This is a genomic window from Martelella sp. FOR1707 (assembly GCF_053484265.1).
Genome location: NZ_JBAKFP010000002.1, coordinates 35,997 through 53,755 on the forward strand (window position 1 = coordinate 35,997; position 17,759 = coordinate 53,755).

Annotated in this window: 16 protein-coding genes; 10 read left to right on the top strand and 6 right to left on the bottom strand. The window is 62.1% G+C overall.

Annotation, left to right across the window (positions count from 1 at the left end):
* Complete coding sequence (locus V6765_RS04080) at positions 1–762, top strand: Stf0 family sulfotransferase (RefSeq protein WP_448426697.1); 762 nt, start codon at positions 1–3, stop codon at positions 760–762.
* Here the strand turns inward: V6765_RS04080 and V6765_RS04085 are convergent.
* Entirely contained in the window at positions 747–878 is a 132-nt protein-coding gene (locus V6765_RS04085) for a hypothetical protein (RefSeq protein WP_448426699.1), read from the bottom strand. The two genes, V6765_RS04080 and V6765_RS04085, sit on opposite strands and share 16 nt — an antisense overlap.
* A gap of 216 nt (positions 879–1,094) precedes the next feature.
* Between V6765_RS04085 and V6765_RS04090 the strand changes: the two genes are divergently transcribed.
* From V6765_RS04090 to upp, 3 genes are all read left to right on the top strand, one after another.
* Positions 1,095–2,315, top strand: coding sequence for a phosphopentomutase (locus V6765_RS04090; RefSeq protein ID WP_448426701.1), 1,221 nt, complete (start codon positions 1,095–1,097; stop codon positions 2,313–2,315).
* The gene (locus V6765_RS04095; RefSeq protein ID WP_448426702.1) at positions 2,312–3,274 is read left to right on the top strand and encodes an adenosine deaminase; all 963 of its coding nucleotides are present in this window, start codon (positions 2,312–2,314) and stop codon (positions 3,272–3,274) included. The genes V6765_RS04090 and V6765_RS04095 overlap by 4 nt, the downstream gene beginning before the upstream one ends.
* A 98-nt stretch (positions 3,275–3,372) precedes the next feature.
* Positions 3,373–4,002, top strand: a complete 630-nt coding sequence (gene upp, locus V6765_RS04100; RefSeq protein ID WP_448426703.1) for a uracil phosphoribosyltransferase — start codon at positions 3,373–3,375, stop codon at positions 4,000–4,002.
* A 3-nt stretch (positions 4,003–4,005) separates the two neighbouring features.
* Here the strand turns inward: upp and V6765_RS04105 are convergent, their stop codons facing one another.
* On the bottom strand, positions 4,006–4,458 hold the full coding sequence (locus V6765_RS04105; protein WP_448426705.1) for an N-acetyltransferase family protein: 453 nt from the start codon (positions 4,456–4,458) through the stop codon (positions 4,006–4,008).
* On the bottom strand, positions 4,455–5,405 hold the full coding sequence (locus V6765_RS04110) for an aldo/keto reductase (protein WP_448426706.1): 951 nt from the start codon (positions 5,403–5,405) through the stop codon (positions 4,455–4,457). Before V6765_RS04110 ends, V6765_RS04105 begins: the two co-directional genes overlap by 4 nt.
* 138 nt (positions 5,406–5,543) lie before the next feature.
* Between V6765_RS04110 and V6765_RS04115 the strand changes: the two genes are divergently transcribed.
* On the top strand, positions 5,544–6,533 hold the full coding sequence (locus tag V6765_RS04115; protein ID WP_448426707.1) for a Gfo/Idh/MocA family protein: 990 nt from the start codon (positions 5,544–5,546) through the stop codon (positions 6,531–6,533).
* Between the two features lie 328 nt (positions 6,534–6,861).
* The gene (xseA, locus tag V6765_RS04120) at positions 6,862–8,316 is read left to right on the top strand and encodes an exodeoxyribonuclease VII large subunit (RefSeq protein WP_448426708.1); all 1,455 of its coding nucleotides are present in this window, start codon (positions 6,862–6,864) and stop codon (positions 8,314–8,316) included.
* A gap of 240 nt (positions 8,317–8,556) precedes the next feature.
* Here xseA and V6765_RS04125 read toward each other — a convergent pair whose 3' ends face one another.
* Positions 8,557–9,114: a GcrA family cell cycle regulator gene (locus tag V6765_RS04125; RefSeq protein WP_448426710.1), complete on the bottom strand. Its 558-nt coding sequence runs from the start codon at positions 9,112–9,114 to the stop codon at positions 8,557–8,559.
* A gap of 381 nt (positions 9,115–9,495) precedes the next feature.
* Between V6765_RS04125 and V6765_RS04130 the strand changes: the two genes are divergently transcribed.
* From V6765_RS04130 to V6765_RS04145, 4 genes are all read left to right on the top strand, one after another.
* On the top strand, positions 9,496–10,677 hold the full coding sequence (locus V6765_RS04130; protein WP_448426712.1) for an acetylornithine transaminase: 1,182 nt from the start codon (positions 9,496–9,498) through the stop codon (positions 10,675–10,677).
* A gap of 41 nt (positions 10,678–10,718) precedes the next feature.
* Positions 10,719–11,639 (top strand): ornithine carbamoyltransferase, encoded by a 921-nt coding sequence (argF, locus tag V6765_RS04135; RefSeq protein ID WP_448426714.1) that lies wholly within the window; start codon positions 10,719–10,721, stop codon positions 11,637–11,639.
* Positions 11,640–11,670: 31 nt separating this feature from the next.
* Positions 11,671–12,660, top strand: coding sequence for an Hsp33 family molecular chaperone (locus V6765_RS04140; protein WP_448426716.1), 990 nt, complete (start codon positions 11,671–11,673; stop codon positions 12,658–12,660).
* A gap of 168 nt (positions 12,661–12,828) precedes the next feature.
* On the top strand, positions 12,829–13,542 hold the full coding sequence (locus V6765_RS04145) for a TetR/AcrR family transcriptional regulator (RefSeq protein WP_448426718.1): 714 nt from the start codon (positions 12,829–12,831) through the stop codon (positions 13,540–13,542).
* A gap of 53 nt (positions 13,543–13,595) precedes the next feature.
* Here V6765_RS04145 and V6765_RS04150 read toward each other — a convergent pair whose 3' ends face one another.
* Together V6765_RS04150 and V6765_RS04155 are read right to left on the bottom strand one after the other, a co-directional pair.
* Positions 13,596–15,794, bottom strand: a complete 2,199-nt coding sequence (locus V6765_RS04150; protein ID WP_448426720.1) for an EAL domain-containing protein — start codon at positions 15,792–15,794, stop codon at positions 13,596–13,598.
* Positions 15,778–17,682: a sensor histidine kinase gene (locus V6765_RS04155; protein WP_448426722.1), complete on the bottom strand. Its 1,905-nt coding sequence runs from the start codon at positions 17,680–17,682 to the stop codon at positions 15,778–15,780. Before V6765_RS04155 ends, V6765_RS04150 begins: the two co-directional genes overlap by 17 nt.
* Positions 17,683–17,759: the final 77 nt, after the last annotated feature.

A 17,759-nucleotide genomic window follows, 5' to 3' on the forward strand; every position in this document is an offset into this window, starting at 1 on the left:
ATGATCGCCCGCTATGATAGCTACATCATCTGCACCTCGCCGCGCAGCGGCAGTACGCTGCTTTGCAAGCTGCTTGCCGCAACCGGCGTCAATGGCAATCCCGATTCCCATTTTCACCGCCCGTCGCTCGACGCATGGCGGAAAAGCCATGGCGTGGGGGAAATCGATGGCGAGGATGAGCGTTCTGAGCTGGCCCGCGTGTTTGCAGCTGCAATCGCCAAGGGCAGCAGCGACACAGGCATGTTCGGCCTCCGCATGCAGCGCGGCAGCGCCGATTATTTCATGGAAAAACTCGCCGTCCTCCACCCCGGCGACACCAGTGACAAGGCGCGCATTGAAGCAGCGTTCGGTCGGACGCTGTTCATCTACCTGTCCCGCGCCGACAAGGTCGCCCAGGCGGTTTCCTGCGTGAAGGCGGAGCAGACGGGGCTGTGGCATGTGGCGCCGGACGGTTCTGAACTGGAGCGCACCGCGCCGCCTCGCGAGCCGGTTTATGACGGACCCGCGCTGATGAAGTGGCATGAGACGATGACAGGCTTCGAGCGCGAATGGGAAATCTGGTTTTCGCGCGAGGGCATCGCGCCGTTGAGGCTCGATTACGACACGTTGTCGCGATCCCCGCGCGAAACGCTGCAGACGGTGCTGCTGGCGCTCGGACTTAATGGAAAGGTGGCGGACGCGGTTTCGCCCGGTGTGAAGAAGATCGCCGACCGGGTCAATGACGAATGGGCGGAAAGGTTGCGCCTTCAACTCACCGCGTAGAACTGAAAGGCCGCGAAGCCGACTGCGATGATCGCCGCCAGAACGACGCCGGCGATCAGGGCGAATTCCGCGCTGTGGCCGAAGGCGGTGGAACGGCGTTGAGATCGTTGCGGCATGACAGGTCTGGCTTTGGCTGTTTCGGTGACTGTCATCATGGCTCGCTTGCCTTCCCGCAGCGTTAAAAGACATGGTTACTGATTGATGAAACGCAATTCGGCCGGGGCCTGTTCCCTTTGTGCTCGCCAGCCGCCCGCAAAGCACCTGATCGGCGGTTTGCCAAGCCGGGAGGCAGGCGCTAGATATGCCTGATCGAATCTCATGGAATGGACCGCATGGCCCGCGCCTTTCTCTACGTTCTTGATTCCTTCGGCATCGGCGGCGCGCCGGATGCCAAGGCCTATGGCGATCTCGGCGCCGATACCCTCGGCCATATCGCCGAATTCTGCGCGGCAGGGCTCGGCGATCGCGACGGGCTGCGCTCCGGCCCGCTGAAGCTTCCCAATATGGCCGCACTTGGCCTCATCGAATCGGCGAAGCTTGCAAGCGGCAATTATCCGGCGGGCATGGCGCGGCCGGAGCGGTTTCTCGGCCGCTACGGCGCGGCAAGCGAGGTCTCGCGCGGCAAGGATACGCCGTCCGGCCACTGGGAGATCGCCGGCACGCCGGTGATGTTCGACTGGGGGTATTTTCCGGAGGGGCCTGATTGCTTCCCGCGCGAACTGCTGGAGGCGATCTACGCCGAGGCCGGCATTTCCGGCAGTCTCGGCAATTGCCACGCCTCCGGCACGGAAATCATCAAGCGCTTCGGCCAGGAGCATGTCTGGACACGCCGCCCGATCTTCTACACCTCCACCGACAGCGTGTTCCAGATTGCCGCCCATGAGTATCACTTCGGGCTCGACCGGCTGATGAAGCTCTGTGAAGTCGTGCGCGAACTGACCTATGATTACAATATCGGGCGGGTCATCGCCCGCCCGTTTACGGGCGAGACCGCCGAGACCTTCAAGCGCACCGGCAACCGCCGCGATTTCTCGATCGCGCCGCCGGAAAAGACGCTGCTCGACCGGGTGAGCGAGGCGGGGCGAAATGTGCTGGCGGTCGGCAAGATCTCCGACATCTTCGCCGGCAAGGGCGTCACGCAGCTCTTCAAGGCCGATGGCAATGAGGCGCTTGTCGATGCCAGCCTGAAGGCGATCGCGCAGGCGGGTGACGGCGATCTCGTCTTCACCAATCTCGTCGATTTCGACATGCTCTACGGTCATCGCCGGGACGTGCCGGGTTATGCGGCAGCGCTCGAGGCCTTCGATGCCCGCATTCACGACATCGCCGAGGCGCTGAAGCCCGGCGATATTGTGGTGCTGACCGCCGATCACGGCTGCGACCCCACCTGGCGCGGGTCCGACCATACCCGCGAGCGCGTGCCGGTGCTGGTCTTCGGGCCGGGGCTGCGGCCGGGATCGTTCGGCGTCCGCGACAGCTATGCCGATATCGGCGAAAGCATCGCCGCGCATCTGGGCCTTGCGCCCGGCAAACAGGGGAGGTCGTTTCTGTGATCAAGGCCGAGCTTCACTGCCATATCGAAGGCGCCACGCCGCCGGTGCTGGCGGCGCGCCTTGCCGAAAAATACGGCATCGATTTGTCCCGCTACCTAGCGGACGGGCGCTATCTCTGGAACGATTTTTCAAGTTTCATCGCCTGCTATGCCGCGATCGCCAATGTCTTCCGCTCGGAGGAGGATTTCGCGGCCCTGGCGGAAGCCTATCTGAGCGAGCTGGCCGCAGCCGACACAATCTATGCCGAACTCTTCGTGTCGCCCGAACAAGGCCTTGCCGCTGGCCTGTCGAAGGATGGCTACATGCGGGCGATCACCGCCGGCATCGAGGCCGCGCGCGACAAGACCGGCATCGAGGCGCGCATGGTGATGATCGGCGAGCGCCATATGGGCCCGGAGCAGGTGGAAGGCGCGGCGCGCTATGCCGTTTCCTGTGACTTCCCGCTGCTCACCGGGTTCAACATGGCCGGCGACGAGCGCATGGGCCGGGTCGCCGATTTCGCCCGCGCCTTCGATATTGCCCGCGATGGAGGGCTCGGCATCACCATCCATGCCGGCGAGGTTTGCGGCGCTTTCTCGGTGCGCGATGCGCTCGATTGCGTCAGGCCCGACAGGATCGGTCATGGCGTAAGAGCGATCGAGGAGCCCGATCTGGTGCGCCGGCTTGTGGACGGGGGCGTGGTGCTGGAAGTCTGCCCCGGCTCCAATATCGCGCTGTCGGTCTATCCGGATCTCGCCGCCCATCCCCTGCGCCGCCTGTTCGATGCCGGGGTGAAGGTCACGCTGAATTCCGACGATCCGCCATTCTTCCACACATCGCTTGCCCGCGAATACGAAGCGGCCCGCGACGAGATGGGCTTTGCGCCGGATGAAATCGACGCGATGACGCGGACCGCGATCGAGGCCGCCTTTGTGGATGGGCCGACGCGGGCGCGGCTGCTTTCGCGGCTTGCCGGCTGAAACAGTGCAAACTGATCGCTTTACCCGGCACGATGCTTGCCGTCCGCAAGGCTTTTGCGCCATAAACAACGTGAGTGCGTAAAAGACGGGAAAACACCATGGACGGCGTAACGGTCATCAACCACCCCCTGGTTCAGCACAAGCTGACCAAGATGCGGCAGAAGGAAACCTCGACGGCCGGCTTCCGGCGTCTGCTCAGGGAGATTTCCACGCTGCTCTGCTATGAGGTGACCCGCGACCTCGAACTGACCATGGAAACCATCGAAACGCCGATGACGACCATGGAAGCGCCGGTGCTGGAAGGCAAGAAGCTGGTGTTCGCCTCGATCCTGCGCGCCGGCAACGGGTTGCTCGAAGGCATGCTCGACCTGGTGCCGTCCGCCCGCGTTTCCCATATCGGCGTCTATCGCGATCACGATACGCTGGAGGCGATCGAGTATTTCTTCAAGGCGCCGGAGGATATCGGCGAGCGTCTGGTGATCGTTGTCGACCCGATGCTGGCGACTGGCAATTCCTCGATCGCGGCCGTCGACCGGCTGAAGGAGCGCGGCGTCACCAATATCCGCTTCCTGTGCCTCTTGGCAGCGCCCGAGGGCATCGAGAATTTCCTCAAGGCCCATCCCGACGTTCCGGTCTACACCGCCGCGATCGACAGCCACCTCAACGAGAAGGGCTATATCGTCCCCGGTCTCGGCGACGCCGGCGACCGGATGTATGGCACAAAGTAGCCGCTATTTCCCAAGTGGCAGCCGGTAGCGGACAAAGCCGTCGGCCTTGTCGTAGCTGTCATAGAGCCTGCGCGCCCTCTCATTGTCGGCCTTGGTGTGCCAGTAGAGATTGGTCCAGCCATCGCGACGGCCGATCGCGATCAGATCGTCGATCAGCGCGCGCCCGATGCCGCTGCCGCGCCTCGCGGGATCGACGAAAAGGTCTTCCAGATAGCAGGCGGGCTCCACCGCCCAGGTGCGCGGGTGCAGGATGCAGGTCGCAAAGCCGGCAACCGCGCCGTCCACCAGCGCAAGCCGGGTGAACACGGAGCTCACCGGATCGATGATCCGGTTCCAGGTCATCGCGGTCACGGCTTCATCCAGCGCGGCGCCGTAAAACGCCAGATAGCCCTGCCAGAGCGTCAGCCAGGCCTCTTTGTCCGCAGGCCTGGCATCGCGGATCACAGGGGCGCTCATTCGCCGGCCTCCTGAAGGATCTGCAGATGCTCGCCAGAAAGTTCGATTTGCGGCGCGCGGATCAGGCTGTCCATCTGCTCCAGTTTCGACGCGCTGGCGATCGGCGCGGTGACGCCGCGCCGGGTCATCAGCCAGGCGAGCGCGATTGCGGCCGGGTGCTCGCCGGTCTCCGCGCTCACCTGTTCCAGCGCCTTCAGAATCCGGCGACCGCGCTCGTCGAAATATTTGGCGACCCCGCCGCCCCGGGCGCTGCCCGCGGTGTCATCGGCGGATTTGTACTTGCCCGTCAGGAAGCCGGAGGCAAGGCTGAAATAGGTGATGACGCCGATATCGTGCTCGACGCAAAGATCGGCCAGCGCGCCCTCGAAGGACGCGCGTTCGTAGAGATTATACTCCGGCTGCAGCACGTCGTAACGCGCGCGCCCGGTATGTTCGGCCACTTTCAGCGCCTCGCCAAGCTGTTCGGCATTGAGATTGGAAGCCCCGATGGCGCGCACCTTGCCCTGTTCCCGCAGCCGGCTGAACGCGCCGATGGTCTCGTCATAGGACGTGTTCTCATCCGGCCAGTGGGCGAGGTAGACGTCGATATAGTCGGTCTGCAGTCGCTTCAGCGAGTCTTCCACGGCCTCGGCGATCCAGGCCTCGCCGAGGCCCTTCTTATCCGGCGCCATTTCGGAGCCGACCTTGGTGATGATAACCACATCCTCGCGCTTGACGTCGCCGCGCTTCAGCCAGTTGCCGATAATGGTTTCGGACTCCCCGCCCTTGTTGCCATCCACCCATTTCGAGTAGACGTCGGCCGTGTCGATGGCGTTGAAGCCGGCGTCGACAAAGCGGTCGAGCAGGGCGAACGAGGTCTTCTCGTCCGCCGTCCATCCGAAGACGTTGCCGCCGAACACGACCGGCGCGATGGCGATATCGGTGCGGCCCAGAATTCTTCTATGCATGATTTCCTCCGGCGGTTTGAGATCGCAATCCAGCGTTTTAGATAGCGCCCAGTGTATGCAATGCAAACGGTGCGAGGCAATGCTTGCGCTTGCGCGCTGCGGTTTTTATGGTGGCCGCCGAAAAGGTGAGGAGATCTAATGCTGCGTTTTGGAATTATGTCGACGGCCAAGATCGGCCGCGAGCTTGTCGTGCCGGCCATTGTCGATGCGGAAAACTGCGTGCTGGCAGCGGTTGCAAGCCGCGACATCGGTCGCGCGCGGGCCATGGCCGAGCGCTTCGGCGCCCCCCACGCCTTCGGCTCCTATGAGGAGATGCTGGCAAGCGACGAGATCGACGCCGTCTATATCCCGTTGCCGACCTCCCAACATGTCGAATGGGCGATCAAGGCGGCGGATGCGGGCAAGCATGTGCTGGTGGAAAAGCCGCTGGCGCTGAAGGCCGACGACATCGCGCCGGTCATCGCCGCGCGCGACCGCAACAATGTGCTGGTCAGCGAAGCCTATATGGTCACCTATACGCCGGTCTGGCGCAAGGTTCGGGCGCTGCTTTCCGAAGGCGCGATCGGCGATCTCGTCCACGTGCAGGGCGCGTTCACCTATTTCCTGCGCGATGAGAACAATATGCGCAATATCCCCGAACTGGGCGGCGGCGGCCTGCCCGATATCGGCGTCTACCCGACCGTCACCACGCGCTTTGCCACCGGCAAAGAGCCCGAGCGCGTTCAGGCCACGGTGCGCTATGATGAGAATTTCGGCACGGATATCTATGCCTCGGTGCGGGCGGAATTTCCGGGCTTCGAGCTGAGCTTCTACGTCTCCACCCAGCTTGCCAGCCGCCAGTTCATGGCGTTTCACGGAACGGAGGGGCTGATCGAGGTGGTCTCGCCGTTCAATGCCGACCGCTGGGGCGAGGAGACCGTGCTGCTCTCCAACCGCAATCACAGCGAAACCCAGGCCTTCCGCTTTCAGGACAGCCGGCAATATGTGCGTGAGGTTGAGGCCTTCGCAAGGGCGGCGTCGGGCGCGGAGCAGGAAGTCTTCACGCTTGAGGATTCGGTACGCAACCAGCGCTTCATCGACGCCATCTACCGGGCCGGCAACGCCGATGGCGGCTGGACGACGGTCTGAAGTCTATAGCGTCGGGCGAAAAAGTGTATCCGGTTTTTCGTTAACCCGACGCGGCAAAAAAAGAATCTAGAGCATCGGGCGATGCCAATTAATCGCCAGATGCTCCAGAACGCTGGCGCTGCGCCGCTGGCGAACCGGATATCGACGTATAATCTGGGCCTGGCTTTCACCACAGGACACGGAGAGCTCTCTGCGTCGGTTTCTCTCTGTTCGTTGGAGCTGGGCGCTGGGTCGAGACAATTCTGGCGGCTGCGCGGCAAGCGGGGATTTGCGGGGAGAAAACAGGATCGATTGTGCAAGGTAAACGCGGATCGGTTAAACTACAGCCATGAGCAATCTCTTCGACGCCGAATCGGCGACAAACCTGACGGAATTTACGGTTTCGGAGCTTTCCGGATCGATCAAGCGTACGGTCGAGGACCGGTTCGATCGCATTCGCCTGCGCGGTGAAATCTCCGGCTACCGCGGACCACATTCCTCGGGTCACGCCTATTTTTCGATCAAGGACGAGCGCGCCCGGATCGACGCTGTCATCTGGCGGGGCGTATTCTCCGGCCTGAAGATCAAGCCGGAAGAGGGCATGGAGGTGATCGCCACCGGCAAGGTCACCACTTTCCCGGGCGCTTCTAAATACCAGATTGTGGTGGAGGCGCTGGAGCCCGCCGGCGCCGGCGCGCTGATGGCGCTTCTGGAAGAACGCCGCAAGAAACTGGCCGCCGAAGGCCTGTTCGACGAGGCGGCGAAGAAGACGCTGCCGTTCATGCCGCGCGTGGTCGGCGTGATAACCTCGCCGACCGGCGCGGTCATCCGCGATATCCTCCACCGGATCACCGACCGCTTCCCGGTTCATGTCGTGGTCTGGCCGGTCAAGGTTCAGGGCGAGGGGTCGGGCGATGCGGTCGCCGCCGCCATCAGGGGCTTCAACGCGCTCGGCCCCGATGGGCCCGTGCGCCGTCCCGATGTGCTGATCGTCGCGCGCGGCGGCGGCTCGCTGGAAGACCTCTGGAGCTTCAATGACGAGGCGGTGGTGCGGGCGGCCTATGAAAGCCAGATCCCGCTGATCTCCGCCGTCGGCCACGAGACCGACTGGACGCTGATCGACCACGCCGCCGACTATCGTGCGCCGACGCCGACGGGGGCCGCCGAACGCGCCGTGCCGGTCAGGGCCGAGCTTGTCGCCGATCAGGCCCGGCTTGCCGCACGGCTTGCAAGTGCCGCGACCCGGCTGATGGATTTCCGCCGACAGACGCTGACCGGACTTTCGCGCGGCCTGCCCTCGCTCGATCAGTTACTCGCGCTGCCGCGGCGGCGCTTTGACGAGGCGGCGCTCCGAAACACCCGCGCGCTGGAGCTCAACACTATCAACAAGCGCCGCACGTTTGAACGCAGTGCCTCAGGACTTTCGGCAACGCCCCAGCGCCTGTCGATGATGATTGCGCGCGACCGAGAACAGGTGTCCGTGCTCTCGCGCCGGGCGGCAACCGCAATCGATGCTGGCCTCAAGACCCACCGCGCCGCCATCGCCGGCCAGCAGCGGGTGCTGAACTCGCTTTCCTACCGCAATGTGCTGGCGCGCGGTTTCGCGGTGATCCGCGACCAGGACAACCGCCCGATCTCCCGCGCCGCCGGGCTTCAGCACGGGGCGGCGATCGAGATCGAATTTGCGGATGGCAGGGTCAGGGCGGTGACGGGCGAGGGCGCAACACCCCCGGAGCCTGCGCCGAAGCCCAAGAAGAAGCCGAAAGCTCCGCCCAAACCGCCGACGCAGGGTAGCCTGTTTTAGGAGCCGCGGCCCCGCGGCCATAATCTCCCCTTGAGGGAAAGATGGCCCGACAGGGGCAGAGAGGGGTGAACCCTTTCCGAGATTCGGAGTCCGCGGCTTCTGCCCGATACCCCTCTCCGTCGCTTTCGCGACATCTCCCCCTCAAGGGGAGAGATTGAAAGTCGCGAAGTCCGGAGGAGATTTGAATTATCGCTGACAAGCTGTCCTGTGCGGCAGCTTGTCAAAAGCTAGGTCTTTCGCTTACCCCGCCCGGCGGCGGTCGCTGACGGGTTGGTAGGCGAGCTTGGCGTGGTAGCTGCAATAGGGGGAATTCTCCTTCGCATCGCAGCCGCAGAAATAGAAATCGTCCTGGGTCGGGTCGCCCACCGGCCATTTGCAGGTCATTTCGGTAAGCTCGGTGAGCGCCACCTTCTTCATGATCGGCACGACATTGTCGGGGGTCGAGCGCGGGCGCGCGGCCGGAACGCTATCGGCCTCGACCTCCTGCTTGAGCGCGGTGGCGCCGGCGGTGCGCGGCGCGGATGGCGTGCTCTGCGGCGGGGCGGCCGGGCGGCGGCCGGCAACGCGCGAGGCGAAGTTCGGCGCGCGCGGCGGTGCCGTGTTGCGCGCGGTCGCCCGGGGCGCTGCCTGCGCCGGCGCGCCGCCGCTCTTGGTGCGGCCGGGCAGCGAAAGGCGATGCACCTTGCCGATCACGGCATTGCGGCTGACGCCGCCGAGTTGGGTCGCGATCTGGCTGGCGCTCAGGCCCTCCGACCAGAGTTGTTTGAGTTTTTCGACGCGTTCGTCTGTCCAGCTCATATGTCGTCTCCGGCTATTGCGGGCGGAATCCGGCGTCGTGCTCCGAAACATGTCCGAAACAGGAAGAACTCGCCAATCCGGGTAATCAGATCCGCCGCTTGCAGTACTCTGTTGGCTCGTAAGGTAGGCCCATGGCCGGGGCGTGGCAAGGTTACGGGGAATCGCGCGAATCGTTTTTCGCGGTTTTCCCCAACTTGGTGATTTTTGTGCTGGCGGGGGCGAAAACGGCGGCGGATTCGCCCAAATGCCTTGCCGCCACCGCGTTTGTTGACATTGGAGGCGGACATGACAATATAAGGCCTGCCGCCGCCTCAAGGCGGCATTTTTAATTTCTGCGGGCGTTGAAAATCGCCCTTGTCATCTTGTCGGAGTTTTACCGCCATGTCCGGTGTATCGCCTCTTTATAATACGTTCGCCAGAATACCGCTCACTTTCGAGCGCGGCGAAGGCGTTTGGCTGATCACGGACAAGGGCGAGCGATATCTCGACTTTGCCGCCGGCGTTGCCGTCAATTCGCTTGGCCATGCGCATCCGCACCTGGTCGCGGCGCTGAAGGATCAGGCCGAGAAGCTGTGGCATGTCTCGAACCTTTATCAGGTCGCGGGTCAGGAAAGGCTGGCGGAGCGGCTGACCGCGGCGACATTCGCTGACAAGGCTTTCTTCTCCAATTCCGGCGCGGAGGCGCTGGAAACGGCAATCAAGACCGCGCGGCGCTATCATTATGCCAAGGGTCATCCGGAGAAGATCGACATCATCACCTTCGAAGGCGCCTTCCATGGGCGGACGCTGGCAACGATCGCGGCCGGCGGTCAGGCGAAATACATGGAAGGCTTCGGCCCGAAGGCGCCGGGCTTCGTCCAGATTCCGGCAGGCGATCTCGATCTGCTGAAGGAAACGATTTCCGATACGACGGCCGCGCTGATGATCGAGCCGATCCAGGGCGAGGGCGGCGTGCGCACCGTCGACAAGGCCTTCCTTCAGGCCATGCGGGCGCTCTGTGACGAGCATGGCCTGCTGCTGATCTTCGACGAGGTGCAGACCGGCGTCGGACGCACCGGCACGCTGTTCGCCTATGAGCAGACCGGCGTTGCTCCGGATATCATGGCGATCGCCAAGGGCATTGGCGGCGGTTTTCCCGTCGCCGCGTGCCTTGCCACGGAAGAGGCCGCATCCGGCATGGTGCCGGGCGTGCACGGCACCACCTTCGGCGGCAATCCGCTGGCCATGGCCGTCGGCAATGCGGTGCTCGACGTGGTGCTGGAAGACGGCTTCCTGGAGCATGTCAGGGAGGTGGGACTGGTGTTCAAGCAGGGTCTTGCAGAGCTGAAGGACCGCTACCCGGGCGTGATCGGCGAAATCCGCGGCGAAGGCCTGATGCTGGGCATCAAGGCCAATGTGCCCGCCGGCGATCTCGCTGCCGCCATGCGCGGGGAAAAGCTGCTTTCCGTGCCTGCCGGCGACAATGTCATCCGGCTTCTGCCGCCCTTGACCGTCACGGCCGAGGAAGCGCGCGAAGGCCTTGCCCGGCTCGGTCGCGCCGCCGAAAAGCTTTCCGCCGCTTGAGCGCGCGCAAAACGAAGTTCTATCTGTGAAAGAGTAGTTCCATGTCCAATCCGAGGCATTTTCTCGATCTCTCCGCCGTTTCGAAAGCCGCGCTCCGCGGCATTCTCGATGACGCGGCGAGCCGAAAGACCGCCCAGAAGGCAGGCACCGCGGACAAGCCTCTTGCCGGCAAGGTGCTGGCCATGATCTTCGAGAAGCCGTCGACGCGCACCCGCGTCTCCTTCGATGTCGGCATGCGCCAGCTTGGCGGCGACACGCTGGTGCTTTCCGGCAAGGACATGCAGCTCGGCCGCGCCGAGACGATCGGCGACACGGCCAAGGTGCTGTCGCGCTATGTTGATGCCATCATGATCCGCACCACTGATCATGAGCGGCTGCTGGAGCTCGCCGAAACTGCCACCGTGCCGGTGATCAACGGGCTGACGGATGCGACCCATCCCTGCCAGATCATGGCCGATCTGCAGACCTTCGAGGAGCATAACGGCCCGGTCGCCGGCAAGACCATTGCCTGGACCGGCGACGGCAATAATGTGCTGCACTCGTTCCTTGAGGGCGCCGGGCGGTTTTCCTACCGGATGAACATTGCCGTGCCGAAAGGCTCGGAACCGGAGATGCGGTTTGTGGACTGGGCGCGCGCGGAAGGGGCGGAGGTCAACTTCTTCGATACCGCCGCCGAAGCCGTCGCGGGCGCCGATTGCGTGGTCACCGATACCTGGGTTTCGATGAACCAGGAGCACAAGGCGCGCGGCCACAATGTGTTCCAGCCCTATCAGGTGAATGCGGACCTGATGAAAAAGGCGAACAGCAACGCCATATTCATGCACTGCCTGCCCGCCCATCGCGGCGAGGAGGTGACTGACGAGGTGATGGACGGTCCGCAATCGGTCGTCTTTGACGAGGCCGAGAACCGGCTTCATGCCCAGAAATCCGTTCTGGCCTGGTGCCTCGGCGTCTTCGACTGAAGCGCCGCCTTGCCAGGCAAGGAGATGAACAATGCAAAATCTTGAAACGCAACTCGGCGAACTCGGTTTCGCCGGTGATGACATGGTTGTGCCCTTCCAGGTGGATGCGCTCGATGTGCGCGGCCGCACGGTCCAGCTCGGCCCGCTGCTGGACACCATGCTGGCGCGTCACGCTTATCCCGAGCCCGTCGCCCGGCTGCTGGCCGAAGCGGTGGTGCTGACGGCGCTGATCGGCACCTCGCTGAAATTCGAGGGCAAGTTCACCGTGCAGACCAAGGGCGACGGCCCGGTCGACCTTCTGGTCGCCGATTTCTCGACGCCGGATGCGCTGCGCGGCTATGCCCGCTTTGATCAGGAAGCGCTCGATGCCGCGATCGAGGCGGGCAAGACCGAGCCGGAAGCGCTGCTTGGCCGCGGCGTGCTCGCCTTCACCATCGATCAGGGCGGCTTCATGCAGCCCTATCAGGGGATCGTCGAGCTTGACGGTCGCTCGCTTGAGGAAATCGCCATGGCCTATTTCCGCCAGTCGGAGCAGATCCCGACGGCTGTGCGCCTCGGCGTCGCGAAACTGTTTTCGCGCGATGAGGATGGCCAGCCGCGCGAAAGCTGGCGTGCCGGCGGGCTGGTGGCCCAGTTCCTGCCGCAGGAGCCCGAACGCATGCGCCAGCCTGACCTTCACGGCGGCGACGGCGATGACGGCGTGCTGTCGCACGATCCGGACGATGCCTGGTCGGAAGCCCGGGCCATGGTGGAAACCATCGATCTCGACGAGATGACCGATCCGGAAGTCGGCGCGGAACGGCTGCTCTACCGGCTGTTTCACGAACGCGGCGTCACGGTCTATCCCGCTCACGGCGTCTATGACCGCTGCTCGTGCTCGCGCGAGAAGATCCGCGACGTGCTCGGCGGCTTCACGGCCGAGGAAATCGAGCAAAGCACGGAAGATGGCAAGATCACGGTGACCTGCGAATTCTGCTCGACGGCGTATGAATATGCGCCGGAGGAGTTTCGCCAGGACTGAACGCCATCGAACCGCTCAGTTCAATTAACCATTGAATTGAGCGGCCCCGCATCGTATGCGTAGATGTGTTCCGCATAGGTCAATATAAAAACCCGGCGTGTCGCCGGACTGCCGGAGCATTCAGGGCTGACGGCGCGGTTTGAGATCGCGCTGGCGAGTGAGGCGAATTTGGGATTTGGAAAAGCCAGGGGCGGCTTCTGTCGACCGAAGGATGATACGGATCGCTGCGTATTCCGCGGTATCGGCCGGCATGCCGCCGGCGAGGATCCGGCCAAGCGCGCGCAGATACTGGAAGGCGCGCGCCAGGTGTTCATGAATGTCGGCTTCGATGCCGCCAGCATGAACGACATCACCCGCGCCGCCGGCGTCTCCAAGGGCACGATCTACGTCTATTTTGAAAACAAGGGCGAGCTGTTTCAGACCATCATCCTGGAGGCCAAGCAGCGCATCTTCGAGGATCTGCGCCAGACTCTTGCCGAGGATGATGCGGTTGAAAACGTGCTGACGCGGTTTGGCGCGCAGCTTGCCACGGGCCTGACCTGCGAGGAAACGATCAGGGCGATGCGGATCGCCATTGGCGTTGCCGAGCGCTTTCCCGAACTGGTGCGCACCTTCTTCGGCGATCACCCCGACAACCTGATCGAAACCCTGACCGCCTTTGTCGTAGCGCGCTGCGAGACGGGCGAACTGGTCGCCGACGAACCGCGCGTCGCCGCCCAGCAGCTTCTGGATCTCTGTACCGGCCATATGTGGAAAATGCGGCTGTTCGGGCTGATGGACGGGCCGCCGCCGCCCGCCGATATCCAGCTTATGGCCGAACGCGGCGTCAGCACCTTCATGAACAGCTATGGCGCTGAGGCGGTGCGGGTGCGTTCATCCTGACAGTTTACGTCCAAAGCCGCTGACAGAGCCCACGGGTTCACTCTGAAGCAAACTCAGGTTTTGCTGGCGACCAGGCCGATATTTTGCGAGAAATCCGCCATCGGCATGGGCCTTCCAAACAGGAAACCCTGGCCATGCCGGCAACCCATACGGCAAATCGCTTCGCGCTCTTCCTCCGTTTCGATGCCTTCCGCAATGCAATCCATGCCGAGCAGATCGGACATGCCGACGATCATCGAACACAGGCTGCTGGACGCTGTCTCCGGCGTCAGGCGGCGGACGAAACTGCGATCGATCTTGAGAGCTTTGAAGGGCAGCCGCTCCAGTTGACCGAGGGAGGAATAGCCCGTTCCGAAATCATCCAGGGAGATGCTGTAGCCATGTCGGGAGAGTTCGTTGATCTGCCTGATCGCCACCTTGCCGGACATCGCGATGGCCTCGGTGATCTCGAACGCGATCTGATCCGGCTGAAGTTCCAGTTCCTTAAGCTGGCGCAGAAGCCAGATTCCGAAGCCCGGCACATTCAGGTCCGCCATCGAGAGGTTGACCGCGATCGGGAGCGGACGACCGTCCGACCGGCGATATGAACGCGTCCAGTGCGCCGCCTCGCGCAGGACGAAGCCCGTTAACGCGCGGGTAAGGCCAGACGCCTCGGCAATAGGAATGAATTCCACGGGGGAGATGGCCTCGCCTTCGTGTTCCCAGCGCAGCAACGCCTCTGCGCCAACAGTCTCTCCCGTGGTCAGGTCCACTTGGGGCTGAAGGTGGGTCATCAGTCCGTCAAAGGATTGGGAATCTGCTTTCAAAGCCTGTTGCAGGGTGTTGCGCCGCTTCCAAGCCTCGCGTTCAGGACTGCCGTATATGACATGCGTTCCGTCGTTGGAGCTCCTGACATGAACGAGCGCCGCGGTCACGGCTGTCACGGCCTCGGCTTCGGAATCGGGCAGGTCGCCGATTTCCGTGATGACGGAGGTCGGGTTCGGGGCCAGTTCTATGCCGTCAATGACATAGGTTTCCTTCATGGCCCCGCAAAGTTTTTCCGGCGAGAGCAGTTTTTCGCGATCGATAACGCCGAAGGTGCCTTCCGCCACCACGGCAACGATGCATTTGTTTTCCGTCAACGCCTTCAGTCGTTGAAAGGCTGCCTGCATGAGTTTCTTGGCGACGCCGTTGCCATAGGTCGCCACATGGGCCTGATAGTCGCAGACATAGACCTTGACGACATAGCCCGACCGGTTCTTTTCCAGCGTCTCGCGCAGAGCGTCTTCAAAAGCGTTGAGATTGGGCAGGTCCAGGCGCGGATCGGTGAAGGCGCGCACATTGAGAGCTTCAAGAAGGGAGAGATTCTGAAAGCCGATATTGATGTTTGTGGCAAAGAGCCTGAGGAGATCCAGCTCCGGTTGGCCAACGTCTCGATCCGCTTCGATGGCGGTGAGAAGCATGGCCCCCTCGTCGGTTTCAAAGCGCATCCCCAGATAATCGCCCTCACGAAAAAGCTCGTTCGCGTCGACCTCGGCTTCGCACAGCGCGCTGAGGTCCCCGTCGACTTCGGCCAGCGTTTTACCCTGCTGACCGGCGAAGTTTCCGATTCCGGTGATGATATGCATGTCGCCGCCATCGGCATTGCGCCCGCTGACAAGACCGCTCGTTGAGCCCCGCAGCAACGCCGTCACCTGTTTCAGTACGCCCTCCGCGAACATTTCGAGATCGTTTCGCTTGAAGAGCTGTCGGGCGCTGGCGACGATCAGTTCCAGACCTTCCCGGCTTCGCGACATCATACGTATGTTTTCAAAGGCTCGGATCGACGTCGTCAGCAGAGATATGAGGCGCGTTCGGGTCAGCTCTTCCTTGGTGAAATAGCCGTCGATTTCATAGTCGTTGACCACGCTCAACTCCGGGGCATAGCCGGGAAAGCCGGTGCGAAGGATAAGCCGGGTTTCAAGGCGTTCATTCTGCCTGAGAGCTTTGACGAGGTTCAGCCCGGCGTCAGCCGTTTCCATGACCACGTCGATAATGGCAACTGCGATCTCCTCTGTCTCCACGCTCTTGGCGATCGCCTCGTCGAGGCTGGAGGCGAATATCAGATCGAGCCCCCGGTCGAAAATTCGGACGTCCTGCAACGTATAGGCCGTCGCCTTGTGGACTTCCGGATCGTCATCCACGATCAGGATTTTCCAGCGCTGCCCGGCTGGCGGCGTATTCGTAAACTCTGAGGAGTCATCCCAAAGTTCGATGTCACTGTCGTTTTGCATGGGACTCTCCTGGATCATACGCGAAACGAGCTGCGTACTCCGGCGCGACAACCGGGATCAGCAGGGAAATCCGGGTTCCTTCTCCCGGCTTGCTGTCGATCGACAGCTTGCCGCCCAGAACGCCGGTTACGATACTATCGACGATGGTCAGGCCCAAACCGCTTCCTCCTTCGCCGAAAGCGGTCGAGAAAAAAGGCACGAGAACCTGCTGCAGTTCTTCGGGCGCGATACCGCTACCATCGTCGCTGACGGTGATTGTCACATGATCGGGATCGACCGATTCCGCTGACACGACAACGGTTCCATGCGACCTGCCCTTGAAGGCGTGGATCCTCGCATTGGTGAGGAGGTTGGTGACGACCTGTCCCAGGGGGCCCGGGAAACTGTCCATCTCTATGCGGTCCAGATGCCCGGCCTTCAGCGTGATACCGGAATTTGAAAACTGCGGCTGGAGAAGGTGCAGGGTCTCGCGCAGATACGCGTCAAGGACGAATTTACGGCGGCGATCGCTTGTCTGGTCGACCGCGAACTGCTTGAAATTCTTTATGATCTCGGATGCCCTTAACAGCGATCCGTTCATGATGGAAACGCCGTCGCGTATATTGGCAAGCTGGGTGGAAAGCGCGTTTCGCCCGATCCGCCCCTCCTTTATCGACTGTTCCAGCGACTGGACGCGATGGTCGACCGTTGTTGCCGCTATCAGCGCGTTGCCGATCGGCGTGTTGAGCTCGTGCGAAACGCCTGCGACAAGGGCGCCGAGGCCGGCCAGGCGATCAAGCCGCACAACCTGCTCCTCGGCAGCTCTGGCTTTTTCTTCAGCGGATTTTCTTGCAGTGAGCATTGTTCCGGTGAAAACCGAGAACAGCCCGCATATGGCGATCAGCGCAGCAAAGCCAGGCAGGTTTTCTTTCGAGAAGAAGCCAGGCGGGACAGGGTAGCGGATAAGCAGATGCAGTTCCGGGTCGCCTGCAACAATGCTTTCGAAAGTGGAGCGGTTTTCCAGAAGGGACGGCAAGGAAAGGCTGGAATATACGGTTTGCGTTTCATCGCTCATGACCACGCCCGAAGGTGTGGCTTGAAGCCTAGACCACAGGTCGGGATCTGCGCTGGCGAGCGTCATGTCGTTGTCAAACATGAATCCCCAGCGCTTTTCGGGCGGCGCGCCTGCAAGCCAATAGCCTTCAGAGTTCAGGATCTGGATTGAATGACCGAGGGGCGCGCCGAGCGTTTCGATCGCCTGCAAAAAGCTGCCGGCGTTCACGTTCGCGATCAGGATTCCAACGACTTCGGCATTTGACCGATAGATTGGCATCGCCATGCGCACCATGGGCCGCCATGGCGTTTCGATGCGATTGAATTCCACGTTCAGGTCGATTGGCGAGAGATAAAGCGTGTCGCGGGGAAGACTGACGGTCGTCTGAAAATAGTAGCGGGACGATTTGTCCTGGAGGTGACTGTCATCAAACAGTGCGATCTTTCCGTCAACACGCTCGGCGCGGATCACTTCAGCTCCTTCGCGATCGATATAGCGCAACTGAGCGATTGTGGGTTTGGCTTTCAGCCAAGCCTGGAAGTCCTGCGAGATCGCTGAGCCGATGGAGGGCTGATTGATCGCTTGCTCAAAAGCCGCGCTCTCCGAAATGATCGTGAGCGACTGCGCATAATTCGCCAAAAAGGCGCCAACCCAGATTTCCGCTTGCCTTAGGGCGCTCTCCGCCCGCAGCTTGTTTTGCTCGATGGCAAGCCGGCGATCGAATTGATCATATATACCCCAAAAACATAATGTGGCTGCAAGTGATACGAGAAAAAGTACTAAGGTGAGGCGCGCGTCAAATTCCGCCGGGAGGCGGAAATATTTTCGGATGTGTGAAGCCCCTTTATGCGCCATCCGCGTTCAATGATGTTTTACTTATGGTCGTGTTTTTACTTAAGCACATTCCGATAGTGTAAATTAAAAAATAGCAC